This window comes from Actinacidiphila sp. bgisy160, from assembly GCF_965342435.1.
Lineage (GTDB): Bacteria > Actinomycetota > Actinomycetes > Streptomycetales > Streptomycetaceae > Actinacidiphila.
Genome location: NZ_CBDRCM010000010.1, coordinates 1 through 20,988 on the forward strand (window position 1 = coordinate 1; position 20,988 = coordinate 20,988).

Sequence of the window (20,988 nt, forward strand, 5' to 3'; positions counted from 1 at the left end):
CCGGCCCGTCATGCCCATCGTGCGCAGCCGCGCCAGCAGCGCCTTGCGCTGCGGCGCGTTGTGCAGCAGCGAGAGCAGCAACGCCAGCACGCTGTAGCCGGCGCTGGTGGCCACCGCCGCCACGTACACCCGTCGCGCGCCCGATTGCAGGGCCGAGGTCCTGCCGTAGGAGGCGCGCAGCTCGGTCCGCAGCGTGACCTGCGCCCCGGGCGCGGTCTTGGTGACGACGGCGCGCAGCGCCCGTACGTCGATGCCGGTGCCCGTCGCGTACAGCGCCGAGGGGCCGTGCGCCGGTTCCTTGGTCGCGGGTGCCGCCTTCGCCAGGGCGGCCCTCGACACGATGAGGAACTCGTGGTTGGGGGCTGCCGGGGTGGCGTCCTGCGTGGCCACGATGTGCACCATGATCCGCCCGACCGAGGACCTGACGGTCTCCGGGTCGCCGACGCCGTTCCCGAAGGTTCGCGCGACCGCGGGGGAGGCGATGGCGGGGAGGGCTTGCGACGTGCCCGAGTCGAGCTTGCCGGCGGGGAACGAGGAGCCCAGTCCGGTGGCCGCCACGAGCCGGGCGTACGGCTTCGGATCGACGACCAGCAGGTCGAACCGGGTACGGCTGCTCATGATCTGCTGCCCGGGTTCGATCCGGACGCCGGTGACCTCGCGGACCCCCGCGATCTTCCGGACCTGGGCGTCGAGTCCTCGCGGCAGGGCGCCGAGGGTCTGCACGCGGGCGTCCGCGCCGACCGAGGTCACCGCGGCGTGGTCGCGTCCCGACTCCACGCCGGCGAGGACGGCCCCGCCGAAGGAGGTGACGGTGAGCGCGACCAGTACGGCCAGCAGGGGCAGTGCCGTCGTGGAGGGGGCGCGTCCGGCCCGGGCCAGGCCCAGGTGCAGCACGGCCCCGTCGAGCCGTGCGAAGGGCCGCGCCAGCAGCCGTACCGGCCAGGGGTAGAGCCGCAGCATGATCAGCGCGGTGACCGCGGCCAGCAGCACCGGCGCCGCGGCGGTCAGCACGTCCGCGCCGCCGTCGGCCGTGCCGCGCTGTCGCAGCGCCACCACGGAGCCGGTGACGACGGCCACCACCGCCAGCTCGGCCACCGTGCGGCGCCGGGAGGGCCGGGCCGCGACGATGTCCTCACGCTGTCCGGGGCGCGGCCGGCGGGCCGTGGCCGCCGCGCGCAGCGGCAGGCTCACCGAGGCCACGAGGGCCACGGCGGCGGAGGACAAGACGGCGAGCGCCGCGCGTTCGGCCGGCAGCAGGAGCAGGGCCAGGGCCAGCCCCGCCGCCGCGGAGGGCACCGCGACCGCGGCGCTCTCCGCCAGCAGCCGGCCGGTCAGCGAGGTCATGCTGATGCCGCGGGCCCGCAGCAGTGTGAACTCGGCCCTGCGCCGGTTCGCCGACAGGCCCGCCGCCATCAGCAGGACCACGACGGCCACGGTGCCCACGCCGACGGCGGCGACCAGCACCAGCGGCTGGGCGGCGGCGCGCTCGTCGGCGAAGGGACCGAGGCGTTCGGCGAGTCCCTGCTCCTCGACGTGCAGGCCGCGCTGCTTGGTCTGCAGATGTGCCGCGGCCGGGCCCGCCGTCAGCGCGGAGAGCCGGTCGCGCAGCGCGGGGACGTCGTGCGCGGTGAGCGCGCCGATGTCGGCAGGGTGGTGCCAGTAGGCCCGCGCGCCGTCCTGCAGGCCGAGCAGGACGTTCGTGGAGCTCTCGTGGATGAGGGCGGTGAAGTGCCAGTACTGGATGGGATCGCCGCCCTGCTTCGGGTTCGGCAGCACGGCCAGACTGGGCCTGCGCAGGTCGGGCTCCGCGTTCCACCAGGCCGCGCCGGCTGTCCGGGGTGCGACGATGCCGGTGACCCGGACGGTCATGACGGATCCGAGGGGGTCCTGGAGGTGGAACGCCGAGCCGGTGCGCAGCTTCATGACCTTGGCCGTGCGGTCGGTGATCACCGCTTCGACGCTTCGGTCGTCGGCGCGGGGGTGCGGCAGGCGTCCCTCGACCAGGCGGGTGTTCGCCGCCAGGTCCGGCTGGGCCACGAGGGTGCCCTTCGGGGGGAGCGGGGTGTCACCGGGTATCCGGGGCAGGCCGGGGTCGGTGGCGGACGTGTCCACGGAGCTCACGCCGTAGACGGTCTGGTCCCGTTCCAGGGTCAGCGGGGGCCGTACGAGTTTCTGGAACTCCTTCTCCGTCTCCTTCAGCGACGTGGAGGTCAGCAGGGCCTCGGGGTCGAAGGGGACGGACAGCCGTGACACCTGGAGCGACATGGTGACGCTTCGCCCCGGCAGCGGCGCGTGTGACACCGTGTCGCGCAGTGCGGTGTCCTCGTAGCCGTCGACGGCTCGTGGCAGCGCGGCCACCAGGAACGCGGTCACCAGCACCAGTGCGGCCAGGGCGAGCGTCCCGCCGGGGGCGGCGCGCAGCCGGGCGCGGATCCAGGAGACGTCACCGCTGCGCTGGGTATGGGGCTCGGCCACGTCATTCACCTCCTTGGCGCCGCAGCGCCTGGGCCGGGTCGGCGGACCGCGATGCCGTCAGCATGACGCCGAGCAGGGGCAGCGCGGTGACGGTGATCAGCAGCAGGGCCAGCGGGCCGGACGGCAGTTCCACCCGGACGCCGGGTACCGGGTTCTCCGCGTGCGCCGTCAGGATGATCAGGGGGACGACCAGGCGGGTCAGCAGCCCGCCGAGTACGGCGCCGACGCCGACGGCGACCAGGACCAGCAGGCCCTGTTCGGCGGCGATCACCCGGGCGAGCCAGCGGCGCGGGGTGCCCAGGGCCCGCAGCATCGCGAATTCCTGGGAGCGTTCGCGCAGTGCGCCGGCCGCCGCGACGACGTAGCCGACCGCGGCCAGCACCGCGGCGGTCGCCACGGCGGCGGGCAGCGCGGACAGCGGCCCGGCGCCGAGCGGGTCCCGTTGCAGTTCGGTCCGCTGCTCGTCGCGGACCAGGAGCGAGGTGATGTCGCCGCGGGCCCGCAGGGCGGAGGCGACGTGGGCGGTCGCGCCGGGCTCGGCCGCCAGCCACCACTCGCCGGGCACCAGTGAGCCGCGGCCGGTGCTGTTCAGCAGGGTGTTCACCGAGCGCAGGTCCAGCAGCAGCGCCCCGCCGTCGGTGTCCGAGGTCGTGGCCGTGGCGGTGGGCAGGGCACGCACGGCGGCGGTGACGCGGACCGGCACGGTCACGCCGGCCAGCTGGATCTGCACCGAGTCGCCCACCTCGGCGCCGACCGCCCGCAGGAAGGAGTCGGTGGCGACTCCCGTCAACGCGGCCGGGGCCTTCGGGCCCGAGGTCACGGTCACGGACGCCTCGTCGAAGCCGGCCGCGAAATAGCCCCCGGGGAGCATCTGTCCGGTGTCGTACTCGATGGTGAGCGGCGTCCGCGCGTCGGAGCGAGGGGTGTCCGCTGTGGCGACGCGGTGGTTCGCGTCCTCGGCGAAGTCCGGGTTGCCCATGGTGGCGCGTGCCTGCCACGACGAGTCCCCCGGCACTGGGACGGCCTGCGCGGAGCCGTCGTCGGACTCCGCCTGCAGGCGCACGAGGGACAAGCGGTGGTGCTCGGTGCCCTGGGGCACCGCGTACTCGGCCTTGAGCCCGGTCAGCCGCAGCGGACCGGCCGGGCCGGCCCCGGCGGCCCGGCCGGCCTCGGCGGCGATGTCCGCCACCACGACGTGCCGTCCGCCGTCGGCGGGGACCTTGCCCAGGGCGATCGTGTAGGGGACGCCGAAGCGGTCCGTGAATGTCGCCGAAAGGCGGGTGGTGACGCCACTCACGGTGGGTCGGCCGCGGAAGTCCAAGGCTTGCAGGCGGACCGTCAGGAGAAGGCGGGCCGTGCTCTTGGGCAGCGTGAATCCGGCTTCTCGCGAGGCGGCGTCCTGTGGGCTCAGGGAGCGCAGCAGGTCCCGGAACGGCCGGTCGGAGAGGTCGTCGCGCAGGTCGGTGACCTTGGCGGCCGTGGCGGCGTCCAGCGAGAGCACGGTGGCCTCGCGGCCCCGGGGCAGCGGCACGGTGCTGCGGTTCGCCGGGGTCACCGCGGCGATCCCGGGGATGTGGTCGTACACGCCGCCCTGACCGAAGGGCAGGGTGGAGGTGGCGGCGACGCGGACGTCCGCGCCGACGGTGAAATCGGCCTGGTCGCGCTGGGACCGCTCCCAGCTCGCGTTCTCGCCGATCGCGAACATGCTGATCGACACCGCGAGGACCAGCAGCAGGGCCGGGACGGCGCCGCGGCCGGTCCGCCGGGCCAGCTGCCATCCGGCCAGTGCGGTGGGCAGGCCGCGGGACCCGGAAGCCAGCCGCTCGCCGAGGCGGGCGGCCGCCGGCAGCAGGCGCAGCGCGAGTACCGCTCCGGCCAGCAGGCAGATCGCGGGGGCCACGATCAGGACCGGATCGAGGCTGAGCTTGCCGGCGGTGTCGGTCGACAGCGCGCCCGTCCCGCCGTCGCGCCGGGACAGCTGCCAGTAACCCAGGCCCGCTACGAGCAGCAGTGCGAGGTCGGTGCCCGACTGCACGGCACCCGGCAGCGCGCCCTTGCGGGAGCGTGCCTCCCGCTCGCCCGCGTACGTGCCCGTGCGGCGCAGCGCCGGCGAGGCCACCGCGACGGCACACGCGAGCGCGGCCAGCAAGCCCGCCCACCAGGCCGTCGCGGTCGGTACGTCCAGGTGCACGTCCGCCCGCGCCAGGGCCCCGTGTCCGGCGAGCAGCCGCACCAGCGGTCCGGCCAGCGGCGGTGCCAGCACCGCCGCCGGCAGCGCCAGCAGCAGCGCCTCGGTGGCGGCCAGGCCCGCGACGCGGGACCGGGAACCGCCGCGGGCCCGCAGCTGGGCGGTCTCCTCGGAGCGTTCGGTGGCGAGCAGACCCGCGACGAGCATCAGGGCCAGACCCGCGAGCACGGCCAGCTGCAACGCGCTGATGAGCAGGGTGGAGCGGCTGACCAGCAGATTGCGGCTCAGGTCGTCCGCCAGGGCGGGCAGCTCGCTGTCGGCCGTCGTGTCCCCGTTCAGCACCGTGCCGTCGAGCCGCCCCACCGTCCGCCGGACGTCCTGGCCGACGCGGTCGAGGCGGGCGGTGGTCATCGCGGAGAAGTCGGCGCCTGCCGTCCACTGGACCTCGGCGGCCGGGACCGCGTCCGCGGTGAACGCCCGCGGGTCCACGAGCATCGGGCCGTAGGTGGTGAACGACAGCGTCCGCACGCCGCGTCCCTCCAGCGGGTCGAGCCGCCAGTACAGCGCGGCCGGGTCCGCGGGCCGGTACAGGCCGGTCAGCCGCACGCGCAGCGACGGTCCGTTGCGCCGGTCGGCGAGCGTGATCACGTCGCCGGGCGTCACACCGAGGGCCTGTGCGGCCGTGTCGGGCAGCGCGACCGGCACCGGACCCGCGGCCTTCGGCGCGCCCGGGAAGGTCCCGCCGACCATGGTGACCCGGGAGCGGTCGAACGTGGCGAGCAGGGTGAGGTCGGGGTTGTCCGACCGCGGCGCGTCCGCCGGGCGCAGGCTCCGCGGCAGCCCGTACGCGCCGGAGCGGGTGCTGGACCAGACCCGCACCGGCAGCCCGTCGTAGGCCCCCGCCAGGGTCTTGCGCACCGTGGAGTCGAGCCGCCCCGCGTCCTGCTCCGCCACTTCGGAGGTCACGTCGATCAGGCTCCTGGCGGCTGATGGCCCCTGAAGCGCGCGCCGCAGCCCCGCGTCCCCCACCGCGCCGCTGAACGCGGCGAGCGCGGCCACGGCGCACGTGGTCAGGACGACAGACAGCAGTGCGGCAGCGAGCAGCAGCCGGTGCGCGCGCAGGCGCAGCAAGACGAAGCCCGGCACCATGCCCCCCGTTCTCGATGCCCGTAACAGTGTTGCGAGTGGTCGACCAGGTCACCGCGGAGCGGTGAGGGTCACACAGACTACGCTCATGTCATGACGTGATCGCACACGTGTCCCCCTCCTCGCCTGACGGCACGGTGACGACGCGCTGTGACCGGTCGGATCATCGCCCCTCGGAACCATACTCGGTACCACCGTGGCAACAGTGGCCCAGCGGCCTTCCCTTGATGCCGGCCGGCAAGCCGGAGCGCACGGCCAGGGTGTCCCTGGCCGTCGCGGTCAGGAGCCACACACCCGCCGCGAGGAACAGACCCCGGCCAGGAGGAGCGCCAACGGGTCGGCGGGGCCTTCGCCGCGGCCCCGCACCCATGAAAGTGATTCACGGGAATCACGCGGCCCTGGGGGAGAGGGAGTTCGGGACGTGTGGCCCCGGTGCGGTGCTTTGGGCGCCATGGCTGGCCATGACCTTCGGGCCCGCTTTCCGCCCCGTACGCGCCGGGTGTTCGCGGCGGTGTTCGCGGTGCTGTGCGTGACGGCGGCCGGGCTCGGCCACGCCGTCATGTCGCGGGCGGGGCCCGGCTGGGCGGTGGCGTGCCGGTGCCGGACCGGTCCGCACGGGGTGTGCGCCGCACCCGTACCCGGCACGACGCCGCGGGCGTGCGGAGCGTGAGCGCTGCGGGCGGTCCGGAGGGAGGCGGGCGCCCGCACGCGCCCGGAGGCGTCTTGCCCGGGTCGTGGTGTTACGTATAACGTGCGCGCATGTCCCGTATCGCCCTGGTCACCCTCGTCGTCCGCGACTACGACGAGGCCATCGCCTTCTACACCGGCGCCCTCGGCTTCGAGCTCGTCGAGGACGAGCCGCGCCCCGGCGGCAGCCGTTGGGTCGTCGTGCGTCCGCCCGGTGGCGCCGCGGGCAGCGGGCTGCTGCTCGCCCGCGCCAAGAACGACGCGGAGCTGTCACGGGTCGGCGACCAGACCGGCGGACGGGTCGGCTTCTTCCTGCACACCGAGGACTTCGCGGGCGACCACGCGCGGATGCGCGCCGCGGGGGTGACCTTCCTGGAGGAGCCCCGCCATGAGGTGTACGGCTCGGTCGTCGTCTTCCAGGACCCGTACGGGAACCGCTGGGACCTCCTCCAGCCCGCCGCCACCGCCCCCACCGACCAGGAGCACACCGCGTGACCGCCCTCGACACCGACCTGATACGCCGGCTCCCCAAGGCCGTCCTCCACGACCACCTGGACGGCGGCCTGCGCCCGGCCACCCTGCTCGAACTGGCCGCCGGGATCGGCCACGTGCTGCCCGCCACCGACCCCGGCGAGCTGGCCGCCTGGTACTACGACGCCGCCAACTCCGGCGACCTGGTCCGCTACATCGCCACCTTCGAGCACACCATCGCCGTGATGGGCACCCGCGAGGGCCTGCTGCGCGTCGCGGAGGAGTACGTCCTGGACCTCGCCGCCGACGGCGTCGTCTACGGAGAGGTGCGCTACGCCCCCGAGCTGCTGGTGCACCGCGGCCTCACCCTCGCCGAGGTCGTCGAGACCGTCCAGGAGGGCCTGGCCGCCGGCATGGCGAAGGCCGCCGCCGCGGGCACGCCGGTCCGCGTGGGGACCCTGCTGTGCGCGATGCGCATGACCGACCGCAGCCGCGAGGTGGCCGGCCTCGCCGTCGCCCACCGCGGCTCGGGCGTCGTCGGCTTCGACATCGCGGGCGCCGAGGACGGCTTCCCGCCCGCCGACCACCTCGCCGCCTTCGAGTACCTGCGCCGCGAGAACGTGCCCTTCACCATCCACGCGGGCGAGGCCCACGGCCTGCCCAGCATCCACCAGGCGGTGCAGGTCTGCGGCGCGCTGCGGATCGGCCACGGCGTCCGCCTCACCGAGGACATCGTCGACGGCAAGCTCGGCCGCCTCGCGGGCTGGATACGCGACCGCCGCATCGCGCTGGAGATCTGCCCGACCTCCAACCTGCAGACCGGCGCCGCCACCTCGATCGCGGAGCACCCCGTCACCCTCCTGCGCGACCTCGGCTTCCGCGTCACCCTCAACACCGACAACCGGCTGGTCTCGGCGACCACCATGACCCGCGAGATGGAACTGCTCGTCACCGAGGCCGGCTGGACGGCGAAGGACCTGCGCGAGGTCACCGTCAACGCGCTCAAGAGCGCGTTCGTTCCCTTCGACGAGCGGAACGCGATCATCCGCGACGTCGTCCTGCCGGGCTACGAGCAGGTGCTCACCGCGGGCCGCTGACCGAGGATGGGGGTACCGGGCCGGCTCGGCTCCCGGCCCGGTACCCCCTGCCGGCGCCGCCCGCGCGCGGCGAGCGTCCGGCGAGCGGTCCGTGAGCGCTCCGTGAGCGTGTCCTTCGTCCGGATCGACCGGGCCGGGTCCGCCCTTGACGTCACCCGGCCCCGTGCGAATGATGGCGCCCGTTCAACCTGTTCCCAGGTCTCACAGCGGGAGCCGTCATGTGACCGGTGCGCACCACCGTCCCCGTACCGTCCTCGCCATGGGCGCCGAGACCCGTGAGGCCGTCCTCACCGACGCGGCACTCGAACGGCTCCGTCGGTGACGTGCCGCACTCGCCGCACGTGCCGCGCGCCGCCCTCGCGGCGTCCCGGCCGCTACTTCACCGATCCGGCCATGACCCCCTCCACGAAGTGCCGCTGGAAGGCGAAGAAGACCACCAGCGGCACGATCAGCGACAGGAAGGCGCCCGGCGCCAGCACGTCGATGTTGGCGCCGAACTGCCGCATCTGCGACTGCAGGGCGACCGTGAGCGGCTGCGAACCGGCGTCGGCGAAGATCAGCGCGACCAGCATGTCGTTCCAGACCCACAGGAACTGGAAGATGGCCAGGCTCGCGATCGCCGGACGGCCCACCGGCAGCACCAGCTTCCGGAAGATCATCCATTCCGATCCGCCGTCCATGCGGGCGGCCTCCAGCATCTCGCGCGGGATCTCGGCGAAGTAGTTGCGCAGCAGGAAGATCGCGAACGGCAGCCCGTACGCCACGTGGAAGAGGACCACGCCCGCTGTCGTGCCGAACAGGCCGACCTCCCGGAACAGCCTGGCCACCGGCAGCAGCCCGATCTGCACCGGCACCACGAGCATCCCCACGACGACCAGGAAGACCCAGTCGCGCCCCGGGAACTCCAGCCAGGCGAAGGCGTACCCGGCCAGTGCCGCGAGGACCACCACGGCCGCCGTGGCGGGCACCGAGATCAGCACGGTGTTCCAGAACGCCTGGGTGATCCCGCTGTCCCCGAGGATCGCGGAGTAGTTGTCGAAGGTCAGCGACCCGGGATGAAGGAGCGCGGTCCACCAGCCGGATCCGGCGTTGTCGTCGGAGTTCCGCAGCGAGGAGACGAACAGTCCGGCGGTCGGGGTGAGCCAGACCAGCGCGACGACCGTCAGCAGCACCTGGACGAGCCCTCCGCGCAGCACCTGGACCAGCCGTGCCGCCACGGAGGGACGCCCGGGGGCCCGGCCGGCCGGCGGGGCGGGCGGAGCGGGGCGCGGAGCGGCGGTCTGCACGGTCATCGGTTGCTCCTGCGGAAGCGTCGGATGTTGAGGGCCATGGCGGGCAGTACCAGCAGCAGCAGGACGACGCCGATCGCGCTGCCCAGGCCCTGGTTGTTGCCGCCGCCGAAGGAGACCAGCCACATCTGCAGCGCCAGGACGTTGGCGTCCTCCAGCACCGGGCCCGGCGCGATGATGTAGACGAGGTCGAAGACCTTCATCACGTTGATCACCAGCGTCACGAAGACCACGCTCAGCACGGGCGCGAGCAGCGGCACGGTGATCCTGCGGAAGATCTGCCACTCGCTCGCGCCGTCCATCCGGGCGGCCTCCAGCGTCTCGCGCGGCAGTGAGGACAGTCCCGCGCCGATCAGCACCATCGAGAAGCCGGTCCAGATCCACAGGTAGGCGCCGATGATCGCCGGCGTGATCAGTGTCGGGCCGAGCCAGTCGATGCCCGCGTACGGCTCCGCGAAGTTCTTCCCGGGCAGCCGGACGCCGTAGGGGCCGCCTCGCGCGTCCGGGAAGCGGAAGGAGCCGTCGTCGCCGGTGGTCGTGGTGGCGACCACGGCATCGCCCTTGGTCAGCTCGACGGTCATGTGCGGCAGGCCGCGTTCCTGGGGGTCGACGGTGCCGGGCGTGCCCCCGCCGCCCGGGACGAAGTCGAGGTAGACCACGCCGGTGACGGCGTCGTCGGAGGCCTGCGCCGGCGCGGCCGGACGGGCCCTCGCGGGGAGGGACGTGGGCGGCAGGCCGACCAGGCCCAGCGTGACGTCCTTGCCGGGCTCCACCTGCGCGACCGCCCGGTAGCCGCCGTCGCCGGATCCCTTCAGCACGTCCGTGCCGCGGGGGCGGGCGCCGGGGTAGGCGGAGGAGTCGGTGAAGGTGTCGTGGACGGTGACGGCGACCGCGTTCATGACGCCGCGCTGCGGGTCCTGGTCGTACACCAACCGGAAGGTGATGCCCGCGGCGAGGAAGGAGACCGCCATCGGCATGAAGATCAGCAGCTTGAAGGCGGTGGCCCAGCGGATCTTCTCGGTGAGCACGGCCAGCACCAGGCCGACGCCGGTGAGCAGCGCCGGCGCGGCCACGACCCAGATCGCGGTGTTGCGGACGGCCTTCAAGGTGGCCGGGTCGCTGAACATCTCCTGGTAGTTGGCCAGCCCCACGAAGCGGTCGCCGCTCGCGTCGAACAGGCTGCGGCCGACCGAGAAGAGGATGGGATAGCCGACGAGGGCGCCGAGCAGGGCGAGCGCCGGGAGCGCGAAGGCGATCGCCGTGATCTTGGCCCGGCGCGATCGCCGCCGGACGGAGGCCGGGGCGGTGCCGCCCGCCGGAGCGGACGGCACCTTGCGGGTGAGGGCGGACATGACCCGGCCTCAGCCCTTGTACGCCTTGGCGGCCGCGGCCTCGAGCTTCGCCGCGGTGGCCTTGGGGTCCGACGGGTCGCGCAGGAAGTCCTGGAGGATCTTCCACTCGCCCTTGCCGGGCGTGCCACCGAAGGCCGGCGGGGTCTGGTCGGACATGTCGAAGCGCACCGTGTCACCGGCGTCGACCAGGGACTTGGCGGCCGTGCGCAGCGTGTCGTCCGCGTAGGCGGCGGGGTCCAGCTTGGTGTTGGGGGACAGGAAGCCGCCCGCCTTCGCCCAGATCTCCGCGGCCTCGGGAGTGGCCAGATAGGAGATCAGCTCCATGGCCGCCTTGGCGTTCTTGCCGGACTTCAGCGCCACGGCGGCCTCGCCGCCGCCGACCACCGGCGCCGGGCCGCCGTCGACGGAGGGGAACGGGAAGAACTTGGCGTCCTCGCCGACCTTGCCGCCCAGGTCACCCGAGATGACGCCGCCGACGAAGTCGCCCTCGTAGACCAGGCCGGCCTTGGGGCTCTTGCCGAAGACGTGCGCGACGGAGTCCGGGAAGCTGGTGGCCAGGGCGCCCTTGCGGCCGCCCGCGAGCAGGTCGTCCTCGCCGAACAGCTGGGACAAGGTGGTGAGCGCCTTGACGACGGTGGGGTCGCTCCAGGGGATCTCGTGCCGGGTCAGCTTGTCGTAGTTCTCCGGCCCGGCCTGGGAGAGGTAGACGTTCTCGAACCAGTCGGTGAGCGTCCAGCCGTCCGAGCCGCCGACGGCGAAGGCGGGCAGGCCCGAGTCGGAGACGGCGCGGGCGGCGTCCAGCATCTCCGCGAAGGTCTTGGGCGGCTGCACGCCCGCCGTCTCCAGCGCCTGCGGGCTGTACCAGACCGTCGACTTGTCGGACGTCTTGAAGTACAGGCCGTAGTAGGTGCCGTCGACCGTGCCGAAGGTCTGCCAGATCTTGGCGTAGTTCTTCTCCGCGGCGCCCTTCACGTCCGGCGACAGCGGCTGCAGCCAGCCCTTGCCCGCGAACTCCTTGAGCACGCCGGGCTGCGGGACCATCGCGACGTCGGGCGAGTCCCCGCCCTCGATCTTGCTGCCCAGGACGGTCGCGAAGTTGTCGCCGGTGGAGACGTACGCCACCTTCGCCCCGGTCCTGGCGGTGAAGCCGTCCAGGACCTTCTGGAAGTTCTGCTGCTCGACGCCGGTCCAGACGGCCGCGACGGTCACCGTCTGGCCCTTGAGTTTCTGGCCGCCGGCTCCCGGGCCGGAGTCGGAGGAGGCCTTGGTGTCACCGCCGCAGGCGGTGGTCGCCAGCGCCAGACCGCATATGGCGGTGGCCGCGACGAGGGTGCGCTTCATAGAGGTGGTGTCCCTTCTTCGGTGGGGTGGTGTGGTGGTGCGGAACGGTCAGGTGTGCGCCGGGTCGTGGACCCACCAGGCAGCGGCGTTGCCGGGGAGAACCCCGGGCGGGCAGGGGGCACTGGACAGCAGCGGCCGGCCGGGCACCGGGGCGGGGACCGGTTCGTCGCCGAAGTTCACGGCGCAGACCAGGCCCTCGCCGCGGATGAAGGCGAGCACTCCGGGCGGGGCCTCCAGCCAGCGCAGCGTCCCCTCGCCGAGCTGGGGCAGCCGGGCCCGCAGGCCGAGCGCGTCCCGGTACAGGTGCCAGAAGGAACCGGTGTCCAGCAGCGCGCGGTCGGCACTGTGCTCGGCGAACCAGTCCGGCTGCGGCAGCCAGGGCCGGGCCGTGCTGCCCTCGGCGGTGAAGCCGAACGGCGATGCGTGGCCCGACCAGGGCAGCGGCACCCGGCAGCCGTCCCGGACGAAACGGCGGCTGCCGGTGCGGTGGAAGATCGGGTCGGTCAGCACCTCGTCCGGCAGGTCGACGACCTCGGGCAGCCCCAGTTCCTCGCCCTGGTAGATGTACGCGGCCCCCGGCAGCGCCAGCATCAGCAGTGCCGCGGCCCGCGCCCGGGCGGCACCGAAGTGCCCGGCAGGGCCGCCAGCGTACCGGGTGACGGTCCTGACCTGATCGTGGTTGTTGAGCACCCAGGTGACGGTGGACCCGGTCCCGGCGATGTCGCGCAGCGCCTCGGCGATGGCCGTGCGGAACGCCCGCGCGCTCCAGGGCGCGCTCAGCAGGTGGAAGAAGAAGGCCTGGTGGAGCTCGTCGGGGCGGACGTAGCGGGCCTGTTCGGCCGGGGTGGGGACGGAGACCTCGCCGACCAGCAGGCGTTCGCGTCCGTCGCGGGCGGTGTACTCCTCGCAGATTTCGCGCCACCGCCGCCACACGCCGTGCACCTCGGGGCGGTTCCAGGCCAGCGGGTTGACGGAGTCGCGGGACCGCTCGTCGGCCGCGGGGTCGGGGGAGTCGGGGAGGCCGGGGTGCTTGTACAGGCCGGCCGCCACGTCGATGCGGAAGCCGTCGACGCCCCGGTCCAGCCAGAAGCGCAGCACGTGCTCGAAGTGCTCGCCGACCCGCGGGTCGCGCCAGTTGAGGTCGGGCTGCTCCGGGGTGAACAGGTGCAGGTACCACTGGCCGGGCCGGCCGTCCGGTTCGGACACCCGGGTCCACGCGGGTCCGCCGAACATCGCCCGCCAGTTGTTGGGCGGCAGTTCGCCGTGCTCGCCGCGTCCGTCGGCGAAGTGGAACAACGACCGGGCGGGGCCGCCCGGCCCTTGCCCCAGCGCATCGCGGAACCACGGGTGGGCGGTGGAGCAGTGGTTGGGCACGACGTCGAGGACGGTGCGCAGACCCAGCCGGTGCGCGTCGGCGACGAGGCGGTCGAACTCCGCGAGGTCGCCGTAGAGCGGGTCGACGGCGGTGTAGTCGGCGACGTCGTAGCCGTGGTCGTGCTGCGGCGAGGGGTAGAAGGGGCTCAGCCAGATCCCGTCGACTCCCAGCTTGCGCAGGTAGGGCAGACCGGCCCGGACGCCGGCCAGGTCCCCGACACCGTCGCCGGTGCTGTCCAGGAAGCTGCGCACGTAGACCTGGTAGACCACCGCGTCGCGCCACCAGGGGCGTACGGCGGTGAGTGCGGGGGAGGGGGCGGCGGCGGTGGAGGAACCGTCCTCCAGAGGGGCTGTGAACACCCGTCACCATCCTGACTGCGGGCGCGCGGACGAACACGACAGTGCGCGCCGCGCGGGGTGGCTCGTTATGCATGCATGTTAAGTAGCAATGTCAGGAAGGTGTCAACGGAACTGCTGATAGACGGCGCTTACTGGACTGATTTGTGAGGGTAAATGCAGTGACTCAGGCGCGTGAGCATCACGGCCGATACTTAACATGTGAGTAGGTGGTGGTGGACATCCACCGAAGGGCACCGCGGGATCAGCGGTCCCGCACGATCTCCCGCAGCTCGCGGTCCAGCCGCGCGACGGCCTGCTCCGGAGTGGTGTGCAGCGCCAGCGCGTCCCGGCCCACCGCCGCCACCGCCAGGCTCACCTGCTCGTAACGGGCGCTCTTCGGGCGGGGCTTGGCGGCCCGCAGGCTCTGTTCCAGCACCGGCAGGTACGGGTAGCGGCGCACCAGCCCCGGGTCCCGGTAGAGATCGGCCCACACCGGCGGCAGCGAGCCCTCCGTGAGCACCTGCCGCTGCACGGACTCACCCGTCATGTAGGCCATGAGGTCGGCGGCCGTCCGGGGATGCCGCGAGTGCGTGTTGACCGCCAGGTTGGACCCGCCCAACACGCTCGCCCCCGGCCCGTCGGGGCCGGGCAGCGGCACCGCGCCGAAGCGTCCCGCCACCCGCGAGCCCGGCGCCGAAGCGAGGTCGTAGACGTAGGGCCAGTTGCGCAGGAAGAGCAGCCGGCCGTCCTGGAAGGCCCGGCGGGACTCCTCCTCCTTGAAGCGCAGCGCCTCGCGCGGGATCCAGCCCTCGCGCACCCCGCGCACCAGGAAGCCCAGACCTTCGCGGGCGGCGGCGGAGTCCACGGTGACCCGGCTGCCCTCGCCGCCGAGGATGCCGCCCCCGGCCGACTGCACGGCCTCGGTCACGTTGACGGTCAGCCCCTCGTAGGGCAGGAACTGCCCGGCATAGCCGTCGATTCCGTACTTCGGGGCGAGGGTCTTCGCCTGCCGCTCCAGCTCCGCCCAGGTGCGCGGCGGGGCCACATGCTCCCGGTCGAGGATGTCCTTGCGGTAGTAGAGCAGCCCGGCGTTGGTGACGTACGGGACCGCGTACAGCCGCCCGCGGAAGGTGGCGGCGCTCTTCACCGAGTCCAGCAGCCGGTCCATCGGCAGGCCGCGGGGGTCGACCGGCGCGATCCAGCCCGCGCCCGCGAACTCCGAGGTCCAGGCCACGTCGATGTTGAGCACGTCGAAGCGGTCGCTGCCGGAGCGCAGGCTTTCGGCCATCTGCGCCCGCACCTCGTCGGCCGCCTCGGGCAATTCGACAAGGGTCGCCTTCTCCAGTGGGTGGGCACGGTTCCAGCCGTCCAGCACGTGCTGGAGGTACCCGGTCAGGTCGCGTCCGGTCGCCAGGGTCACCGGGCCCCGGCCCGTCGTGCCGGGCGGGCCGTCGGCGGCGCGGGCGCCCGCGGAGGCGTACCCGGTCAGCAGCAGGGCAGCGGCGAGCAGAGCCCTGCCCGCGGCCCGCGCCCAGCGCATACGATCCTCCAGGTCCCGCTTCCGGAGACGGCGTCGTCGTCCGAAGGGACATGTATACCTGTTGGACATGCGCGATACTAGCCATTGCGGCAAGATGGCCTGCTCATCGATGATCGGGCCGGTGAGCGGCCCCTAACAAGCAGGTAGCCGGGGAGGAGGGAGGACGAGCGTGCGCCTTCCTCTCATGGCGCTCCTCGCCAAGGGGCCCGCCCATGGTTACGAGCTCAAAACGGCACTTGAGAAGCTTTTCGGTGCTGCCTATCCTCAGCCGAACATCGGCCAGATCTACGTGACGCTGGCGCGCCTGGAGAAGTCGGGGCTGATCCGGGGCGAGGACGTCACCCAGTCCGGCCGGCCCAACAAGCGGATCTACGAACTCACCGACGCCGGGCGGGAGGCGGTCGCCGCCTGGTTCGACGAGCCGTCCAGCGAACCGCGGGTGCGCGACGAGTTCTTCATGAAACTCGCCCTCGCCCCGGCCACGGGCATGGCCGATCAGGTCTCCCTGATCAACATGCAGCGCCGCCACTACCTCAACCTCATGCGCGCCATGTCCCGGCTCGCCGCGGGGGAGGACCGGGACAACACCGTCGCGCAGCTGCTGATCGAGGGCGCGACGCTGCATCTGCAGGCGGACCTCGACTGGCTCGAGCGCTGCCAGGAGGAGCTGGAATGAGAAGGGCCGAGCCGCCCCCCGCGGCGCCGCACATGCTCCGGGTCGAGGGCCTGGTCAAGACGCACCGCGTGGACGGCGGCGAGGTCAGGGCCGTGCGCGGGGTCGACCTGGAGGTGCGGCCGGGCGAGTTCGTCGCCGTCACCGGCCCCTCCGGCGCCGGCAAGTCCACCCTCCTGCATCTGCTCGGCGGCCTCGAACGTCCCGACCGGGGGCGGATATGGCTGGACGGGCAGCGGGTCGACCAGCTCGGCGAGGCGCGCTGGGCGGTACTGCGCCGGCGCGGCGTCGGCATCGTCTTCCAGTTCTTCAACCTCGTCTCCACCCTCACCGTCGCCGACAACATCGAACTGCCCGGCCTGCTCGCCGGCCGCTCCCCCCGCCAGGTGCGCGCCGCACGCCGGGAACTGCTGGCCGAACTCGGCCTGACGGGCAAGGAGGACAGCACCCCCGCGGACCTGTCCGGCGGTGAGCAGCAGCGGGTCGCCCTCGCCCGGGCCCTGGTCAACCGCCCGGCCCTGCTGCTGGCCGACGAGCCCACCGGCAGCCTCGACAGCAAGGGCACCCGCGAGGTGCTGCGGCTGCTGACCCGCTGCCACGAACGCGGCCAGACCATCCTGCTCGTCACACACGACGCCAAGGTGGCCAGCGCCGCGGACCGGGTGATCAGCCTCTTCGACGGCGAGGTCGTCGACGACGTCACCCTCGACGCCGCGCCGTACGCCTCGCGTCCCTCCCGCGCCGCCGCCGACGTCGTGAAGCTGCAGGGCTGACCGCCGTGCGCGCCACCGTCCGCTGGGCCCTCGCCGATCTGCGCACCCACCGCGGCCAGGCCCTGTCCATCGTCCTGGCCACCGCGGGCATCACCGTGGCGCTGCTGCTCTCCGTCGCCCTGCTGGTGTACGCGGCCAACCCATGGCAGCGGATGTTCACCGCCACCGAGGGCGCCCACGTCTGGCTGCGCACGGACGGCGGCGCCGACACCGGTGCGCTGTCCCGCATCGACGGGGTCGCCGCGGTCTCCGGTCCTTTCCGTACCCTCACCGTCACCGCGCAGCACGGCCGGGAGAAGGCCGCCCTCGACCTGCGGGCGGCGGGCACGAACCCGCCGTCGGTGGGCCGGCCGCTGATGGACCGCGGGCGCTGGCTGGACGGCGGCGCGGGCGACGGCGTCGTGCTGGAACGGTCGGTGGCGTCCGCGCTGTGGGCCGAGCCGGGGGACGAGATCAGCGTGACCCGCGACGGACAGCGGAGCACCGTCCGCGTGGTCGGTGTCGCCGGGACCGCCGAACCCCTCTACTCCCCGGGCGACAACCCCGGTGTCGCCTGGGCCTCGCCCACGCTCGTGAACGGCCTCACCACCGGCCCGGCGCGAGCGGGCCAGACGGTGGGCCTGCGGCTTAAGGATCCGGCGGACACCGCCTTCGTCGTCCAGCGGGCCGTCACCGCCGTCGGTTCGGACCGCGTCACCAGTGTCGCCACCTGGCGGGAGGCCCGTGCCGACGCCGAGGGGGACAACCACCTTCTCGGGCTGCTGCTCGGCCTGTTCGGGCTGGCCGCGCTGCTGGCCGCCGCGATCGCGGTGACCGGGGGCATCGCCACCCGCGTCCTGGCGTACGTCCGCGACATCTCGGTCCTGAAGGCGGTCGGCTTCACCCCGGCCCAGGTGGTGCGGATGTTCCTCGTGCAGCACGCGGTGCTGGCCATCGCGGGCGTGGTGCTCGGATCGGTGGCCGCGGAGGCGCTCGCGCCGGGCATCCCCGGGCCCATGGGGGATGCCATGGGGCTATGGCAGGGACTGCCGCAGCACACCTGGGCGCTCCCCGGCACGGCCGCGGCGACCGTGCTGGTCATCGCCCTGGCCACGGTGCTCGCCGCCTGGCGGGCCGGCCGTGTGCCGCCGATCCCGGCCGCCCGGGGGACCGTTCCGGGCCGCCGGAGGATGTCCGGGGCGGCCCGGGTCGCGCTGCGCCTGGGGACCCCGCCCGCCCTGGTGCTCGGCTGCCGTGGCGTCCTGCACCGGCCCGCCCGCTCCGCGGCCGCCGTGGCCCGGCTCGCCCTGCCGGTCCTGATGGTCACCGTGGCGCTGGGCACCTGGGCCACCCTGGACCGCTTCGAGCACCACCCGGAGCAGCTCGGCCAGGCCGGCGCCCTCACCGCTCGCCCCAACGGGCTCACCGACGACGCCGTCCGGCGACTGCTCGCCGCGCGACCGGAGATCGCCGCGGTCCACCCGGGCGTCGAACTCCCCGCGCTCGCCCCGGGCCAGTCGCAGTCCGTCACCCTGCGGGGCATCGGGACCACCGCCGACCCCTACCCCTTCGCCGTCGCGGAGGGCCGGCGCCCCGCCGGACCCGACGAGGCACTCGCCGGACAGGGCCTGCTCGACGCGCTCCACGTCGAGGTCGGCCAGTGGGTCCGGATCACCGTCGGCGGCACCCCGCACATCCTGCACATCGTCGGCCGCAGCATCGAGACCGGGCACGGCGGACGGGTGATCTCCGCGCCGCTCGACGTACTGCGGGCCCAGGACGCCTCCGTCGGTCCCTCGTACTACAGCCTGATGGTGCGGCCCGGCGCGGACCGCAGCGCGGTGCGCGGCGCCCTCTCCGACGCGTCGCACGGCGCCCTGGAGGTGCGCGAGGTCACCGGCCCCGGCGCCGAACTCTCCCCGGTGCGCGGCGTGATCATCGGACTGGTCAGCGTGCTCGCGCTGATCGCCCTGGCCGAACTGTCCACGGCCGTCGGCAGCGGCATCCGCGACCACGCCCGCGACATGCGCGCCTACCGCGCGGTGGGCCTGACGCCCCAGCAGACCGTGGCGACCGTCGTCACCGGCGTCGGCCTGCTCGTCCTGACCGCCGCCGCGGCGGGGGTCACCGCGGGGATGTTCGCCTCCGACTGGCTGATCGACCTGCAGGGCAGCTCCAGCGGCGTCGGCGCGGGCATCGCCCAGTCCCCACCGGGAGCCGTGCTGGTCCTGATCGTCGGCGTGTGCGTCGCGGTCGCGGTGGCGGTCTCGCTGCTGCCCGCGTCCCGGGCTGCGGGCGACCGCAATCCGCGGATGCTGCTCAACGCGCAGTGACGGGGAACGCGCGGCGGCGGGAGGACACCGGGCGCCGTGGCCCGCCGAACGGGGGCGCCGGGCATGATCCTCGGTAAGAATGAAGCATGCCCGCCGGCCCGGCGGCGCGGTTCTTGACCGCTCTGTCGGCCGTCGTCAATGCTTGCGTTGCGTTACGTGCGGAATGTGCCGTAATGAGAAACGACAACCAGCCGAGGAGTGCCCCATGGCTCACCAGGTCCGTGCCGTCGTCGCCCGGGAGAAGGGTTCCCCCGTCAGCCTGGAAACGATCGTCGTGCCCGACCCGGGGCCGGGGGAGGCGCTGGTGCGGATCCAGGCCTGCGGGGTCTGCCACACCGACCTGCACTACCGCGAGGGCGGCATCAGCGACGACTTCCCGTTCCTGCTCGGCCACGAGGCGGCCGGCGTCGTGGAGTCGGTCGGCGAGGGCGTCACCGACGTCGCCCCCGGGGACTTCGTCGTCCTCAACTGGCGTGCGGTGTGCGGTCAGTGCCGTGCCTGTCTGCGCGGCCGCCCGTGGTACTGCTTCAACACCCACAACGCCGAGCAGAAGATGACACTGCTCGGGGGCACCGAGCTCTCCCCGGCCCTCGGCATCGGCGCCTTCGCCGAGAAGACCCTCGTCCACGCCGGCCAGTGCACCAAGGTGGACCCGGCCGTCTCCCCGGCCGTGGCCGGGCTGCTGGGCTGCGGCGTCATGGCCGGTCTCGGCGCGGCCATCAACACCGGCCAGGTCGGCCGCGGCGACTCCGTCGCCGTCATCGGCGTCGGCGGCGTCGGCGGCGCCGCGATCGCGGGCTCCCGGCTCGCGGGCGCCGCGAAGATCATTGCCGTGGACATCGACGGCCGGAAGCTGGAGACGGCGAAGAAGCTTGGTGCCACGCACACCGTGAACTCCAAGGAGACCGACCCCGTCGAGGCCATCCGCGAGCTCACCGGCGGCTTCGGCGCCGACGTCGTCATCGACGCGGTCGGCCGTCCCGAGACGTACAAGCAGGCCTTCTACGCCCGCGACCTGGCCGGGACCGTCGTGCTGGTCGGTGTGCCCACGCCCGAGATGAAGCTGGAACTCCCGCTGCTGGACGTGTTCGGCCGCGGCGGCGCGCTGAAGTCCTCCTGGTACGGCGACTGCCTGCCCTCCCGTGACTTCCCCATGCTCATCGACCTCCACCAGCAGGGCCGGCTGGACCTGGACACCTTCGTCACCGAGACCATCGCCCTGGACGAGGTGGAGAAGGCCTTCGAGCGGATGCACCGCGGCGACGTGCTGCGCTCGGTGGTGGTCTTCTGATGGCCGCACGCATCGACCACCTCGTCACCTCGGGCACCTTCTCGCTGGACGGCGGCACCTGGGACGTCGACAACAACGTCTGGATCGTCGGCGACGACACAGAGGCGATCGTCGTCGACGCCGCCCACGACGCCGAAGCCATCGCCGAGGCGCTGGGCGGCCGCCGCCTGATCGCGATCGTCAGCACCCACGCCCACAACGACCACATCGACGCCGCGCCCGCGCTCGCGGCGCGCTCCGGCGCGCCCATCCTGCTGCACGGCGACGACCTGCCGCTGTGGAAGCAGACCCACCCCGAGCGGTCCCCGGACGGCGAGCTGACGGACGGTCAGGTCATCTCGGTGGCCGGCACCGAGCTCACGGTGCTGCACACCCCGGGCCACGCGCCGGGGGCCGTCTGCCTGTACGCGCCCGCCCTCGGCACCGTCTTCACCGGCGACACCCTCTTCCAGGGCGGACCGGGCGCCACGGGGCGGTCCTTCTCGGACTTCCCGACCATCATCGGCTCCATCCGCGACCGGCTGCTGACCCTGCCGCCGCAGACCGTCGTACGTACCGGCCACGGCGACAGCACCACCATCGGCGCCGAGGCCCCTCATCTGGACGAGTGGATCGCCCGCGGCCACTGAGCCCTCGCGAC

Annotated in this window: 14 protein-coding genes; 7 read left to right on the forward strand and 7 right to left on the reverse strand. The window is 73.5% G+C overall.

Annotation, left to right across the window (positions count from 1 at the left end; all coding sequences use genetic code 11):
* Positions 1 to 2,475 (reverse strand): ABC transporter permease (locus tag ACRWNP_RS11455; protein ID WP_431960980.1); only part of this gene is annotated, 2,475 nt, incomplete at its 3' end.
* A 1-nt stretch (position 2,476) separates the two neighbouring features.
* A complete protein-coding gene (locus ACRWNP_RS11460; RefSeq protein ID WP_431960981.1) occupies positions 2,477 to 5,812 on the reverse strand; it encodes an FtsX-like permease family protein in 3,336 nt (1,111 codons plus the stop codon).
* A gap of 756 nt (positions 5,813 to 6,568) precedes the next feature.
* Here ACRWNP_RS11460 and ACRWNP_RS11465 point away from each other — a divergent pair.
* Together ACRWNP_RS11465 and ACRWNP_RS11470 are read left to right on the forward strand one after the other, a co-directional pair.
* Positions 6,569 to 6,991, forward strand: a complete 423-nt coding sequence (locus ACRWNP_RS11465; protein ID WP_431960982.1) for a VOC family protein — start codon at positions 6,569 to 6,571, stop codon at positions 6,989 to 6,991.
* A complete protein-coding gene (locus tag ACRWNP_RS11470) occupies positions 6,988 to 8,064 on the forward strand; it encodes an adenosine deaminase (RefSeq protein WP_431960983.1) in 1,077 nt (358 codons plus the stop codon). Before ACRWNP_RS11465 ends, ACRWNP_RS11470 begins: the two co-directional genes overlap by 4 nt.
* A 374-nt stretch (positions 8,065 to 8,438) precedes the next feature.
* On the opposite strand, the gene ACRWNP_RS11475 is transcribed toward ACRWNP_RS11470, so the two are convergent.
* From ACRWNP_RS11475 to ACRWNP_RS11495, 5 genes are all read right to left on the reverse strand, one after another.
* The gene (locus ACRWNP_RS11475; RefSeq protein ID WP_431960984.1) at positions 8,439 to 9,356 is read right to left on the reverse strand and encodes a carbohydrate ABC transporter permease; all 918 of its coding nucleotides are present in this window, start codon (positions 9,354 to 9,356) and stop codon (positions 8,439 to 8,441) included.
* On the reverse strand, positions 9,353 to 10,705 hold the full coding sequence (locus ACRWNP_RS11480; RefSeq protein ID WP_431960985.1) for an ABC transporter permease subunit: 1,353 nt from the start codon (positions 10,703 to 10,705) through the stop codon (positions 9,353 to 9,355). Before ACRWNP_RS11480 ends, ACRWNP_RS11475 begins: the two co-directional genes overlap by 4 nt.
* A 9-nt stretch (positions 10,706 to 10,714) precedes the next feature.
* The gene (locus ACRWNP_RS11485; RefSeq protein WP_431960986.1) at positions 10,715 to 12,046 is read right to left on the reverse strand and encodes an ABC transporter substrate-binding protein; all 1,332 of its coding nucleotides are present in this window, start codon (positions 12,044 to 12,046) and stop codon (positions 10,715 to 10,717) included.
* A 48-nt stretch (positions 12,047 to 12,094) separates the two neighbouring features.
* The gene (locus ACRWNP_RS11490; RefSeq protein ID WP_431960987.1) at positions 12,095 to 13,780 is read right to left on the reverse strand and encodes a glycoside hydrolase family 13 protein; all 1,686 of its coding nucleotides are present in this window, start codon (positions 13,778 to 13,780) and stop codon (positions 12,095 to 12,097) included.
* Positions 13,781 to 14,021: 241 nt separating this feature from the next.
* Complete coding sequence (locus tag ACRWNP_RS11495) at positions 14,022 to 15,299, reverse strand: ABC transporter substrate-binding protein (RefSeq protein ID WP_431960988.1); 1,278 nt, start codon at positions 15,297 to 15,299, stop codon at positions 14,022 to 14,024.
* Positions 15,300 to 15,468: 169 nt separating this feature from the next.
* Here ACRWNP_RS11495 and ACRWNP_RS11500 point away from each other — a divergent pair, with 169 nt between their 5' ends.
* The 5 genes from ACRWNP_RS11500 (at position 15,469) to ACRWNP_RS11520 (ending at position 20,977) form a co-directional block, all read left to right on the forward strand.
* Entirely contained in the window at positions 15,469 to 15,975 is a 507-nt protein-coding gene (locus ACRWNP_RS11500) for a PadR family transcriptional regulator (protein ID WP_431960989.1), read from the forward strand.
* Positions 15,972 to 16,745 (forward strand): ABC transporter ATP-binding protein, encoded by a 774-nt coding sequence (locus tag ACRWNP_RS11505; RefSeq protein WP_431960990.1) that lies wholly within the window; start codon positions 15,972 to 15,974, stop codon positions 16,743 to 16,745. Before ACRWNP_RS11500 ends, ACRWNP_RS11505 begins: the two co-directional genes overlap by 4 nt.
* Before the next feature lie 5 nt (positions 16,746 to 16,750).
* Entirely contained in the window at positions 16,751 to 19,057 is a 2,307-nt protein-coding gene (locus ACRWNP_RS11510) for an FtsX-like permease family protein (RefSeq protein WP_431960991.1), read from the forward strand.
* Between the two features lie 205 nt (positions 19,058 to 19,262).
* Positions 19,263 to 20,348: an S-(hydroxymethyl)mycothiol dehydrogenase gene (locus ACRWNP_RS11515; RefSeq protein WP_431960992.1), complete on the forward strand. Its 1,086-nt coding sequence runs from the start codon at positions 19,263 to 19,265 to the stop codon at positions 20,346 to 20,348.
* The gene (locus tag ACRWNP_RS11520) at positions 20,348 to 20,977 is read left to right on the forward strand and encodes an MBL fold metallo-hydrolase (RefSeq protein WP_431960993.1); all 630 of its coding nucleotides are present in this window, start codon (positions 20,348 to 20,350) and stop codon (positions 20,975 to 20,977) included. Before ACRWNP_RS11515 ends, ACRWNP_RS11520 begins: the two co-directional genes overlap by 1 nt.
* Positions 20,978 to 20,988 lie beyond the last annotated feature (11 nt).

Bases quoted from the DNA above. Each gene is read 5' to 3' on its own strand.
- ACRWNP_RS11515 (WP_431960992.1), top strand. From the start codon at position 19,263: ATGGCTCACCAGGTCCGTGCCGTCGTCGCCCGGGAGAAGGGTTCCCCC.
- ACRWNP_RS11495 (WP_431960988.1), bottom strand. From the start codon at position 15,299: ATGCGCTGGGCGCGGGCCGCGGGCAGGGCTCTGCTCGCCGCTGCCCTG.
- ACRWNP_RS11475 (WP_431960984.1), bottom strand. From the start codon at position 9,356: ATGACCGTGCAGACCGCCGCTCCGCGCCCCGCTCCGCCCGCCCCGCCG.
- ACRWNP_RS11460 (WP_431960981.1), bottom strand. From the start codon at position 5,812: ATGGTGCCGGGCTTCGTCTTGCTGCGCCTGCGCGCGCACCGGCTGCTG.
- ACRWNP_RS11505 (WP_431960990.1), top strand. From the start codon at position 15,972: ATGAGAAGGGCCGAGCCGCCCCCCGCGGCGCCGCACATGCTCCGGGTC.
- ACRWNP_RS11480 (WP_431960985.1), bottom strand. From the start codon at position 10,705: ATGTCCGCCCTCACCCGCAAGGTGCCGTCCGCTCCGGCGGGCGGCACC.
- ACRWNP_RS11485 (WP_431960986.1), bottom strand. From the start codon at position 12,046: ATGAAGCGCACCCTCGTCGCGGCCACCGCCATATGCGGTCTGGCGCTG.
- ACRWNP_RS11465 (WP_431960982.1), top strand. From the start codon at position 6,569: ATGTCCCGTATCGCCCTGGTCACCCTCGTCGTCCGCGACTACGACGAG.
- ACRWNP_RS11520 (WP_431960993.1), top strand. From the start codon at position 20,348: ATGGCCGCACGCATCGACCACCTCGTCACCTCGGGCACCTTCTCGCTG.